Source organism: Kitasatospora sp. NPDC001539 (assembly GCF_040298565.1).
Lineage (GTDB): Bacteria > Actinomycetota > Actinomycetes > Streptomycetales > Streptomycetaceae > Kitasatospora.
The window spans coordinates 1-11,086 of record NZ_JBEPAK010000232.1 but is presented as its reverse complement, the minus strand read 5'-3'; the positions used below and the strand labels follow the sequence as shown (position 1 = coordinate 11,086).

The window sequence follows — 11,086 nt, the reverse complement described above, 5'->3', positions numbered from 1 at the left end:
CCGGCTTCGGCCGCAAGGTCCGCGGCCTCAAGGTCACCAGCGCCGGCCTGCCCGACTACGTCGAGCGCCTGCTGACCCGCTACCAGGCACCGCCGCGCGGTTCGCCTCGCGCTGACCCCCGGCGGCTCCGGTCGGCTCGCCGAAGTCCGGGACGGCCGGGCGGAGTTGACCCGCAGACTGACGGCCGACTGGCCGCCCGAGGAGCAGCGCGCGTTCTGCGCCCTGCTGGCCCGCTTCAACCACGCCATGGAGACGTACACCGCGGACCGGCAGGGGCAGTGACGGCCCCGTCCGGTCAGCCCAGGGCCTGCTGGAGGTCGGCCAGCAGGTCGTCGATCGACTCGATGCCCACCGAGACGCGCACCAGGTCGGCCGGCACCTCCAGCGGCGAACCGGCCGCCGAGGCGTGGGTCATCCGGCCCGGGTGCTCGATCAGCGACTCCACGCCGCCCAGGGACTCGCCCAGGGTGAACAGCCGGGCGCGGTTGCAGACCTCGACGGCCGCCTCCTCGCCGCCCGCGACGCGGAACGAGACCATGCCGCCGAAGGCCTTCATCTGCTTGGCGGCGATGTCGTGGCCCGGGTGCTCGGGCAGCCCCGGGTAGAGCACCTGGCTGACCTTGGGGTGGGCCGCCAGCAGCTCGGCGACCTTCTCCGCGTTGGAGCTGTGCCGGTCCATCCGCACGCCCAGCGTCTTGATGCCGCGCAGCACCAGCCAGGCGTCGAACGGTCCGGAGACGGCGCCCATCGCGTTCTGGTGGTACGCGACCTCCTCGCCCAGCCCGGCCTCGGCCAGCACCAGCGCACCGCCGACCACGTCCGAGTGGCCGCCCATGTACTTGGTGGTGGAGTGCACGACCGCGTCCGCGCCGAGGGCGATCGGCTGCTGCAGGTACGGGCTGGCGAAGGTGTTGTCCACCACCAGCAGCGCGCCGGCGCCGTGCGCGACCTCGGCCAGCGCGGTCAGGTCGGTGATGCCCAGCAGCGGGTTGGACGGCGTCTCCACCCACACCGCGCGGGTGTTGGGGCGCAGCGCGGCGCGGACGTCCTCCAGGTCCTGGGTGTTGGCGACGGAGAACTCGACGCCCCAGCGGGTCAGCACCTTGGCGAACAGCCGGAAGGTGCCGCCGTAGGCGTCGTTGGGGATCACGATGTGGTCGCCCGGCTTGAGGATGGTGCGCAGCAGGGTGTCCTCGGCGGCCAGGCCGGAGGCGAAGGCGAGGCCGCGGGCGCCGCCCTCCAGCGCCGCGAGGCACTCCTCCAGCGCGGTGCGGGTCGGGTTGGCGCTGCGGCTGTACTCGTAGCCGCCCCGCAGGCCGCCCACCCCGTCCTGCTTGTAGGTGGACACCTGGTAGATCGGCGTGACGACGGCCCCGGTCTGGGGGTCTGCTTCCTGACCCGCGTGGATGGCGAGGGTCTCGAAGCCCTGGGGAAGCTGGTGCTCGGTCATGGCTCCGAGCCTAGTGGCCGTACGCCGGGGCGCTCGCCGGAATCCGCGGACGGCCCGGTGCGTTGAACCCTGCGCAGCCCCCTCATCCCCCGGGGGACCGTCGCTACCCGCTGGAGCAGGCCGTGATGTTCAGCCGCCACAAGACCTCGCTCGTCCCTTCCGACCAGGCGCTGCCCGGCCGCCAGGCCCCGGCGTTCGCCCTGACCGAGCCGCACACCGTCCTCGGCCACCCGCTGACCGGACCGTACCCGGAGGGGCTGGAGGTGGCCGATTTCGGGCTGGGCTGCTTCTGGGGCGCCGAGCGGGTGTTCTGGCAGCTGCCCGGTGTCTGGACGACGCTGGTCGGCTACCAGGGCGGCTACACCCCGAACCCGACGTACGAGGAGGTGTGCAGCGGGCTGACCGGGCACACCGAGGCGGTGCGGGTGGTGTTCGACCCCGCGGTGGTCTCCTACGAGCGGCTGCTGAAGGCCTTCTGGGAGGCCCACGACCCGACGCAGGGCAACCGCCAGGGCAACGACGTGGGGACGCAGTACCGCTCGGCGGTCTACACCCACTCCCCCGCCCAGGCCGCCGCCGCGACCTCCTCGCGGGACGCCTTCCAGCCCGCGCTGACGGCGCTCGGTCACGGCCCGATCACCACCGAGATCGCGTCGGCCGGGCCGTTCTACCCGGCCGAGCCGTACCACCAGCAGTACCTGTCCGAGGCCAAGAACCCCAACGGCTACTGCGGCCTCGGCGGTACCGGCGCCTCCTGCCCGATCGGCGTCGCCCGCACCCAGGGCTGACCGGGCCGGGCGGGGGTCGCCCGCACCCGGAGCCGGGCCGAGCCGGCTCCGGGTCGGGCACGTTCCGGCCGGGGCCGGCCGCCGGAGGTGCCCGCCGCCCCGGGCCGGGCGCAGACTGGAATGGCCAGCAGGGCCGGCCCGGTGCCGCGCCGGCGGCCGGGCCGCCCCCGTGGAGAGGAGTGCGCCATGTCCGGTCTGGTCCGCAAGAGCTTCGACGCCCCCGAGGAAGTCCGCCCCTTCGAGGAGGGCAAGGGAGAACTCCGCCTGATCAACGTGGACACCGGTCCGGTCGGCCGGGCCGTGTTCCAACCGGGGTGGCAGTGGTCCAAGCACGTGAAGCCGATCGCGAAGACCGACAGCTGCCAGGCGCCCCACATGGGGTACGTGATCTCCGGCCGGATGAAGATCGTCATGGACGACGGGCAGGAGGCCGAGTTCGGCCCCGGCGACTTCATGGTCTGCCCGCCCGGCCACGACGCCTGGGTGCTGGGCGACGACCCGTGCCTGATCGTCGACTGGCAGGGGTACGCGGACTACGCGAAGCGCTGACGGGTCCGGTCGCGCCCGCCGGGCGGCCCCGTGATCGGCTCCCTGCGGTCACCTGGGCACCGCCCGCCCCGGGCGGGCCGCGAGGGCCCGCCCGGGGCGGTGTTCCGGGCTGACCCCGGGGCGGTGTTCCCGGCTGGCCCCGGGGCGGTGTTCCCGGCTGACCCCGGGGCGGTGTTCCCGGCTGACCCCGGGGCGGTGTCCCGGGCTGACGCTCAGACGGCGCTGCCGGCCTTCCACTCGGCCCAGCTCAGGTTCCAGCCGTTCAGGCCGTTGTCGGGAGCGACGGTCTTGTCGCCCGAGTTCACGACCTCGACCACGTCGCCGACCATCGAGGACTTGTAGAACTTGTAGCCGTCCGTGCCGCTGTCCTGCGCGCCCTTGGCGTCCTGCAGGCCGACGCAGCCGTGGCTGGTGTTCTGGCTGCCGAAGATCGACGGCGAGGACCAGTAGTTGCCGTGGATGAAGGTGCCCGAGGTGGTGAGGCGCTGGGCGTGCGGCACGTCGGCGATGTCGTACTCGCTGCCCAGGTTGACGGTCTGCGAGTTCATCCGGGTCTGGGTGAACTGCTCGGAGATGACCATCTTGCCGCCCCAGGTGGTGTGCTCGGGGGCGCCGCCGGAGATCTTGTAGACGGCGGTGACCTGGCCGTCCGTGGTGACGGTGAGCTTCTTGGTGGCGAGGTCGGCGACGCTGGTCTGGGCGCGGCCGATGGTGAAGCTCACGTCCTTGGACTGGGTGCCGTAGACGCCCTTCGCGCCCTCGACGTCCTTGAGCCGGAGCTTGAGGGTGACCTTGGTGCCCTTGGCCCAGTACTCCTGCGGGCGGAAGTCGAGCCGGGTGCTGGAGAACCAGTGCCCGACGATCTCGACGCCCGGCTCGGCCGTGACGGTGATCGCCTGCTGGACGGCCTTGCGGTCGGTGATCGGCTTGCTGAAGTTGATCGAGACCGGCATGCCCACGCCGACCGTCGAGCCGTCCTCGGGCGTGAAGTAGCCGACGAAGGTGTTGGCCGGGGTCGCCGTGGTGAAGGTCGCGTTGGCGTCCGCCTCCAGCTTGTCCTTGTCGACGGCGGTGGCGGTGACGGAGTACTTGGTGCCGCTGGCCGGGGCGGCGGCCGAGGTCCAGCCGGTGTTGTCGGCGGAAAGCTGGCCGGCCAGTTCCTTGCCGGTGGAGTCGGTGACCTTGACGCTGCTCAGGGTGCCGTTGCTGACGGTCACCTTGACCGGCTCGCTGAAGCTGGCGCCGGTGGCGCCGTCGGCCGGGGTGACGGTGATCACGGCGGCCGAGGTCTTCGGCGTGCTGCCGCCGCCGCCCGAGCCCTGGCTTCCGCCGGCCCCGGAGCCGCCGCTCCCGCTGCCGCCGCCGCTGTTGTCGTTGCAGGCCGCCAGCAGCATGACCGGCGCGCCGATCAGGCCCGCGAGCACTCCGCGTCGGCTCCAGTTGCTTCCGGCCACCCGCCCCTGACCGTCCCGTGCCGTCACGTCGCGTCTCCCTGCTGATCACCCGGGCATTTACGGATACAAAAACGCAATCCGCCCGGCCGCGGTTCCATCACCGAAGGGTAAGCGATCGTATGAGATGACCCAACTTCCCGACGAACAGGGAGGAAACGCCCAGCCGCCGAGGCGGACCGGGCGTTTCCGAGCGGTGACGGCAGGGCGGCGCTACTCGGCCGACTCCTCCACGGAGTACTCGTCCCACTCCTCGTTCTCGGGGTCGAACTCGGTCTGCGCCGACTCCCAGGTCGCCGAGGCGAGCTCGACGCCCGGCACGTCGCCGAGCAGCGCGACGGGGTCGATGAAGTGGGCGAGCGAACCCGACGGGTCCACCTCGATGGCCTCGACGGACTGGGCCCGCTCCTCGTCGTCGAGGTACTCGTCCTCGGCCACCTGCTGCAGGGCGGCCGCCTTGAGCGCGCCCTCGTCGGTGATCTCCGCGATCAGCTCGATCCTGAGCTTGACGTAACGCGGGGCGTCCTGGTCGGTCGTTTCAGTGCTGGTCATGCGTGCGAGCGTACGGGACCGCGGGCCCGTCGGCGCGCACGGCCGGGAAGGGGCGCCGGAAATCGCCGGGGCCCGCCGAAGGACCGGCGCGCGGGGGCGGCGGGGGCGTACGGAAGGGACCGGCCCCCGATGGAGGACCGGTCCCTTCCGTCCGCGCGCCTCCCCCACCCGGGAGCCGCGCGGACGCGCCGTTCGGCGCGGTGTGCGCCGCGGGAACCGCCGCACCCTGTCGACCGGCCGGAGCCGGACAGGGGCGGGACGACGGCGCCTCCCGCGGAGGGCCCCTCCCTCCGATGCCGGTCGGGGAGGGCGGACACGGCGGCCGGGTCAGGACCGTCCGACGTGTCCGGAGCCGACCGCGTCCACCGGGGAGCCGCTCCCGGTGGTCCACCGCCGTCTCGCTCGGCGTCTTGCCGTTGACCACCACGATGCCGGAGCGTTGTTAACCCCGTGCTGCGGTCAGGTGACGCGGGTGTACCACTTCGCCCGTGGATGAACCCGGCCGGATCCGCCACGGGCGAAGGAGGGTGACCGGGCGTCAGTGCGCGCTGCGGGTGGCCAGGAAGCCCAGCAGGTCCTGCCGGGTGACGATGCCGTGCGGCTTGCCCTCCACCAGCACGACCGCCGCGTCGGCCTTCTCCAGCACGGTCATCAGGTTGGTGACGGTCTCGCCGGAGCCGACCACCGGCAGCGGCTTGGACATCACCTTGTCGAGGGTGTCGGTGAGCTCGATCTCCTTCGCGAAGACGCCCTCCAGCAGCAGCTTCTCCGCCACCGAGCCGATCACCTCGCCGGCCATGATGTCCGGGTGCCCGGCGCCCGGGGAGACCACCGGCATCTGCGAGACGCCGTACTCGCGCAGCACCCGGACCGCCTCGGCGACCGTCTCGTTCGGGTGCATGTGGACGAACTGCGGGATGCCGCCCTGCTCGATGGCCTCCTTGCGGGCCAGCACCTCGCCGATGTGGGCCTCGTCGGTGGACGAGGGCAGGAAGCCGTAGTCGGCCATCCAGTCGTCGTTGAAGATCTTCGACAGGTAGCCGCGGCCGCCGTCCGGCAGCAGCACGACCACGACGTCGTCGGGCCCGAGCTCACGGGCCACCTCCAGCGCGGCCACCACGGCCATGCCGCAGGAGCCGCCGACCAGCAGGCCCTCCTCCTTGGCCAGGCGGCGGGTCATCTGGAACGAGTCCTTGTCGGAGACGGCGACGATCCCGTCCGCGACGCTGCGGTCGTAGGCGGTCGGCCAGAAGTCCTCACCGACGCCCTCGACCAGGTACGGACGGCCGGTGCCGCCGGAGTAGACCGAGCCCTCCGGGTCGGCGCCGATCACCTTGACCTTGCCGCCGGAGACCTCCTTCAGGTAGTTGCCGGTGCCCGAGATGGTGCCGCCGGTGCCGACGCCGGCCACGAAGTGGGTGATCCGGCCCTCGGTCTGCTCCCACAGCTCCGGCCCGGTGGAGTGGTAGTGCGAGGCCGGGTTGTCCGGGTTGGAGTACTGGTCCGGCTTCCAGGCGTTCGGGGTCTCGCGCACCAGGCGGTCGGAGACGTTGTAGTAGGAGTCCGGGTGCTCCGGGGCGACGGCGGTCGGGCAGACGACCACCTCGGCGCCGTACGCGCGCAGGGTGTTGATCTTGTCGGTGGACACCTTGTCGGGGCAGACGAAGATGCACTTGTAGCCCTTCTGCTGGGCCACGATCGCCAGGCCGACACCGGTGTTGCCGGAGGTGGGCTCGACGATGGTGCCGCCCGGCTTGAGGGCCCCCGAGGCCTCGGCGGCCTCGATCATGCGCATCGCGATGCGGTCCTTCACCGAGCCGCCGGGGTTGAAGTACTCGACCTTCGCCAGCACTGTCGCGCTGATGCCCTCGGTGACCTTGTTGAGCTTGACCAGCGGCGTGTTGCCGACCAGGTCGATGATCGAGTTGTGGTACCGCACGGGGGTCCTCCCGGTCTTTGGGCATGCGAGTGCATTCGGTTCGGTACTGCAAAGCCTAGGGCGTGGGCGGCGCCCCGGGATTCCCCTCGGGCGCAGCTCCCCCAATGGCCCACCCGCGCCGCCGCCCCCGGTAGCCGCACCCGCCATCCGGGTAAGAGCGCTGTGCAGGCACTGCCGTGTCCCCCCGAGGGGGCGGCACGAGGACGCGAAGGGGGCACCGGATGCCAGGCGCACAGGACTCGCGGGCCCGGGTGGCCCGGCGGATCGCCACCGCGGCGGCCTACGGCGGCGGCGGCCTCGGCCTGATCGGTGTGGGCCTGGTCGGCCTGCTGCTGACCGAGAGCAAGCTCGCCATCCAGGCCATCGGCATCCTGGAGACCCTCCCGCCCAAGGCCGACGGCGTCTACGGCGAGGCCTTCGCCGACCGCGCCGCCGCTCCCCGGCCGCCGCTGGTGCTGGCCGTCCTCGGCGACTCGACCGGGGCCGGCCTCGGCGTGGCCCGCGCCCGCGAGACCCCGGGCGCCCTGCTGGCCGCGGGCCTGGCCTCGGTGGCCGAGCGCCCGGTGCGGCTGGTCAACGTGGCCCGCTCCGGCGGCCGCTCCGCCGACCTCTCCGGCCAGCTGGAGCAGGCCCTGCCGCACCACCCGGACATCGCCGTGATCATGATCGGCGCCAACGACGTGACCCGGCACAGCCCGGCCCAGGACGCCGTCCGCCGGCTCGGCGAGGCCGTGGCCGCCCTGCGCGCCAACGGCTGCGAGGTGGTGGTGGGCACCTGCCCGGACCTCGGGACGATCAAGCCGGTGCGCCCGCCGCTGCGCTGGGTGGCCCGCCGGCTCAGCCGCCAGCTGGCCGCCGCGCAGACCATCGCGGTCGTGGAGGCGGGCGGCCGCACCGTCTCGCTGGGTTCGCTGCTGGGCCCGGAGTTCGCCGCCCGGCCCGAGATGTTCGCCGCCGACCGCTACCACCCCTCCGCCCAGGGCTACGCCACCGCCGCGATGGCCGTCCTGCCCTCGGTCTGCGCGGCGCTTGGCCTGTGGCCGGAGGAGGAGCGCCCGAGCGCCCCCGTCCCGGGCGAGGCCGTGCTGCCGGTCGAGGTGGCCGCCGCGGCGGCCGCCGGGCGGGAGGGGACCGAGGTGGCGGCCGTGGGCGCGGAGGGCGCGGGCCGGCGCTGGGCCCTGCTGCGGCACCGGCTGCGGGTCGGCCCGCCGGGCCCGGAGAGCGGTCGGGCGGGCGACCGGGGCCAGGGCGCGGGACCGGGGAATACGTCGGCCAGCTCACACGCTGGAGCCGGTGACGCTTGAGCTACCAAGCGGTAGCTTTCCTCCGGACCGCCGGTCCGCCGTAACCCAGCGAGGAGCCCGCCATGCCCGAAGCCGTCATCGTCAGCGCCGCCCGTTCGCCGATCGGCCGGGCCTTCAAGGGCTCGCTCAAGGACGTCCGCCCGGACGACCTGACCGCCCACATCATCCAGGCCGCCCTGGCCAAGGTCCCGCAGCTCGACCCGCGCGAGATCGACGACCTGATGCTCGGCTGCGGCCTGCCCGGCGGCGAGCAGGGCCACAACCTGGCCCGCATCGTGGCGGTGCAGATGGGCATGGACTACCTGCCCGGCACCACCATCACCCGCTACTGCTCCTCCTCGCTGCAGACCACGCGCATGGCGCTGCACGCGATCAAGGCCGGCGAGGGCGACGTCTTCCTCTCCGCCGGTGTGGAGACCGTCTCGCGCAGCGTCAACGGCACCTCCGACGGCCTGCCCGGCACCATGAACCCGCTCTTCGACGAGGCCCAGGCGCGCACCAAGAAGCGCGCCGAGGAGGGCGGCGGCGAGTGGCACGACCCGCGCGAGGACGGCCTGCTGCCGGACGCCTACATCGCGATGGGCCAGACCGCCGAGAACCTGGCCGCGCTCAAGGGCATCACCCGCGCCGAGCAGGACGAGTTCGGCGTCCGCTCGCAGAACCTCGCCGAGGCCGCCATCAAGGCCGGCTTCTGGGAGCGCGAGATCACCCCGGTCACCCTGCCGGACGGCACCGTGGTCAGCACGGACGACGGCCCGCGCGCCGGCGTCACGCTGGAGGGCGTCTCCGGTCTGAAGCCGGTCTTCCGCCCGGACGGCACCGTCACCGCCGGCAACTGCTGCCCGCTGAACGACGGCGCCGCGGCGCTGGTCATCATGTCCGACACCAAGGCCCGGGAGCTCGGCATCACCCCGCTCGCCCGGGTGGTGTCCACCGGCGTCAGCGCCCTCTCCCCCGAGATCATGGGCTACGGCCCGGTCGAGGCGTCCAAGCAGGCGCTCAAGCGCGCCGGCCTGACCATCGGCGACATCGACCTGGTCGAGATCAACGAGGCCTTCGCGGCCCAGGTGATCCCCTCCTACCGGGACCTCGGCGTCGACCTGGACAAGCTGAACGTGAACGGCGGCGCCATCGCCGTCGGCCACCCCTTCGGCATGACCGGCGCCCGCATCACCACCACGCTGATCAACTCCCTGCAGTGGCACGACAAGCAGTTCGGGCTGGAGACCATGTGCGTCGGCGGCGGCCAGGGCATGGCCATGGTCATCGAGCGCCTCAGCTGACCACGGGGAGCCACTCCCGGGGGTCTGGACCACCCGTTTGGAGTGACCTAGCGTAATTGAGGGCCGGATCACACCGAGAGGTCGATCCGGCCCTCTTCCTGTTCGTTTCCGACCCGGAAATCGACAGTACGGAGCGGATCAACTCCGCTGCGTAGAACGGTTTTACCTAACAATTTGGGGACAAGAGCGAAAGTTCTGGACGAATTAGACATTCGCCACTGCGGTCACAGCCCCCGATGCGGCAGTGTGGAGACGTAACCCCGTTCCGCTCCTCGCTAGGAGTACGTTCCGTGAGCGCCGTCTACACCATCCTGCTGCTGATCCTGATCGCCGTGTCGAGCGCCGTCCTGCTCCACCTGCGGGGAGTCTCCCGCCGGTTGGACGCGCAGGCCGCGACCCGGACGGCACCCGCACCGGTCGACGAGGCCGCGATACGCCGGGCCGTCACCGAGGCGCTCGCCGCCGACCGCGAGCGGGAGATCACCGAGGCCCGGGCCTTCTGGGCCGAGCAGGAGGCCCGCGCGGCCGAGGACGCGCCACTGTTCGACTCCCCCTTCACCGGGGCGTTCACCGGCACCGACGAGTGGCCGCTGTTCTTCCCCCGCCCCATCGGCCCGCAGGACGCCGCGGACAACGCCGGGACGATGGACCCGGAGTTCGGCGAGGCGCTGCGCGCCGCGCTGGAGGACCTGCTCGACGACGGCGGCACCGGCCCGACCGCGCCCGGCCCCGAGGGCGGCGCCCCGCTGCGCCCCGGCCACCCGCTCGGCGAGGCCGGCAAGGACGTCCAGTCCCGGCGCGAGGCCGACCTGCTGGCCACCGGCCTGGAGGCCGGGCTGCTGGACGCCGAGCCCGCCGTGGACGACGCCCCGGTCGCCGCGCCCGACCCGCGCCGCCACCCCTCCCACCCCGACTTCGTGCCCAGCCAGGCGCCCTCCCGCGAGTGGACCGACACCCGGCTGACCGCCCTCGCCGAGCAGGCCGTCGCCCTGGTCGACGTCCGCCCGGGCCCGATGGGCACCCTGGACGTGTACGCCTTCGCCGACGGCACCACGCTGTGCGTGGCCCCGGGCGACCGCGAGGCCGCCTACCGGCTGATCGACGCGGTCCGCGCCGGTGAGCACGTCCGGCTGCTCGGCGGCTCGCGCTTCTCCGGCTCGTACTCGCTGACCTTCTCCACCGACGAGGAGGCCGTCTACGTGCTCGCCGACCGCGTGGTCGCCAGCATCTGACACCGGATCACGCGCACCGCTCCCATGCGGCGGGGCCGAAGGCCGGCCGGGTCACGGGGTTACCGACCCGGCCGGCCTTCGGCGTACCCGCCCCCGGGAGGCCTCAGGCGCAGAGCGCGGCCGTCTCCCGCACCGCGGCCACCGCCCGGGCCAGCACCTCGTCCACGGCCACCGGCCCCTCCGGCAGCGCCAGCTCGGCGCTCCCGGGCAGCGCCGCCAGCGCGGCCGCCAGGTCGTGGCCGGCGACGGCCAGCTGGTCCCCGACCGCGAAGGGCCCGGCGTCCGGGAACTCCCGCCCGGCGGCCTCCCCCTCCGCGGCCAGCGCCAGCGCGGCCAACCGCCGGGCCAGCGCCAGCACCGCGGCGGCACGCGAGGCGTGCCCCGGCACCGCACCCAGCAACCTGCTCTGCGGCAGCGAGCGGAAACGATCCGCCAGGGAGTCCACGGCTTCGACCAGGGGTTGTACGTCACGCATGCAGAGCAGCCTAGGGGCTGTTCCGGCCTGGACGCCGCCGGGCCCCGGAGCGGTTCGCTCCGG

At 73.1% G+C, this 11,086-nt stretch carries 10 protein-coding genes; 5 read left to right on the top strand and 5 right to left on the bottom strand.

What is annotated here, in order from left to right; genetic code table 11:
- Positions 1-295: 295 nt before the first annotated feature.
- Positions 296-1,450, bottom strand: coding sequence for a cystathionine gamma-synthase (locus ABT247_RS27000; RefSeq protein ID WP_350747132.1), 1,155 nt, complete (start codon positions 1,448-1,450; stop codon positions 296-298).
- Between the two features lie 125 nt (positions 1,451-1,575).
- Between ABT247_RS27000 and msrA the strand changes: the two genes are divergently transcribed.
- Positions 1,576-2,238 carry a peptide-methionine (S)-S-oxide reductase MsrA gene (msrA, locus tag ABT247_RS26995; protein WP_350747129.1) on the top strand — a complete coding sequence of 221 codons (663 nt, stop codon included), beginning with the start codon at positions 1,576-1,578 and terminating at the stop codon, positions 2,236-2,238.
- Between the two features lie 186 nt (positions 2,239-2,424).
- Positions 2,425-2,787: a cupin domain-containing protein gene (locus ABT247_RS26990; RefSeq protein ID WP_350747127.1), complete on the top strand. Its 363-nt coding sequence runs from the start codon at positions 2,425-2,427 to the stop codon at positions 2,785-2,787.
- Positions 2,788-2,999: 212 nt separating this feature from the next.
- Here ABT247_RS26990 and ABT247_RS26985 read toward each other — a convergent pair whose 3' ends face one another.
- From ABT247_RS26985 to ABT247_RS26975, 3 genes are all read right to left on the bottom strand, one after another.
- Positions 3,000-4,181 (bottom strand): L,D-transpeptidase, encoded by a 1,182-nt coding sequence (locus ABT247_RS26985; protein ID WP_350747135.1) that lies wholly within the window; start codon positions 4,179-4,181, stop codon positions 3,000-3,002.
- 270 nt (positions 4,182-4,451) lie between these two features.
- Positions 4,452-4,790 (bottom strand): hypothetical protein, encoded by a 339-nt coding sequence (locus ABT247_RS26980; protein ID WP_350747125.1) that lies wholly within the window; start codon positions 4,788-4,790, stop codon positions 4,452-4,454.
- 538 nt (positions 4,791-5,328) lie between these two features.
- Positions 5,329-6,729 carry a cystathionine beta-synthase gene (locus tag ABT247_RS26975; RefSeq protein WP_350747122.1) on the bottom strand — a complete coding sequence of 467 codons (1,401 nt, stop codon included), beginning with the start codon at positions 6,727-6,729 and terminating at the stop codon, positions 5,329-5,331.
- A gap of 221 nt (positions 6,730-6,950) precedes the next feature.
- On the opposite strand from ABT247_RS26975, the gene ABT247_RS26970 reads away from it, so the two are divergent.
- From ABT247_RS26970 to ABT247_RS26960, 3 genes are all read left to right on the top strand, one after another.
- On the top strand, positions 6,951-8,033 hold the full coding sequence (locus tag ABT247_RS26970; protein WP_350747119.1) for an SGNH/GDSL hydrolase family protein: 1,083 nt from the start codon (positions 6,951-6,953) through the stop codon (positions 8,031-8,033).
- 62 nt (positions 8,034-8,095) lie between these two features.
- The gene (locus ABT247_RS26965) at positions 8,096-9,316 is read left to right on the top strand and encodes an acetyl-CoA C-acetyltransferase (protein WP_350747116.1); all 1,221 of its coding nucleotides are present in this window, start codon (positions 8,096-8,098) and stop codon (positions 9,314-9,316) included.
- Between the two features lie 290 nt (positions 9,317-9,606).
- The gene (locus ABT247_RS26960; RefSeq protein WP_350747113.1) at positions 9,607-10,548 is read left to right on the top strand and encodes a hypothetical protein; all 942 of its coding nucleotides are present in this window, start codon (positions 9,607-9,609) and stop codon (positions 10,546-10,548) included.
- Between the two features lie 103 nt (positions 10,549-10,651).
- Here the strand turns inward: ABT247_RS26960 and ABT247_RS26955 are convergent, their stop codons facing one another.
- Positions 10,652-11,023, bottom strand: coding sequence for a hypothetical protein (locus ABT247_RS26955; protein WP_350747110.1), 372 nt, complete (start codon positions 11,021-11,023; stop codon positions 10,652-10,654).
- Between the last annotated feature and the right edge of the window lie 63 nt (positions 11,024-11,086).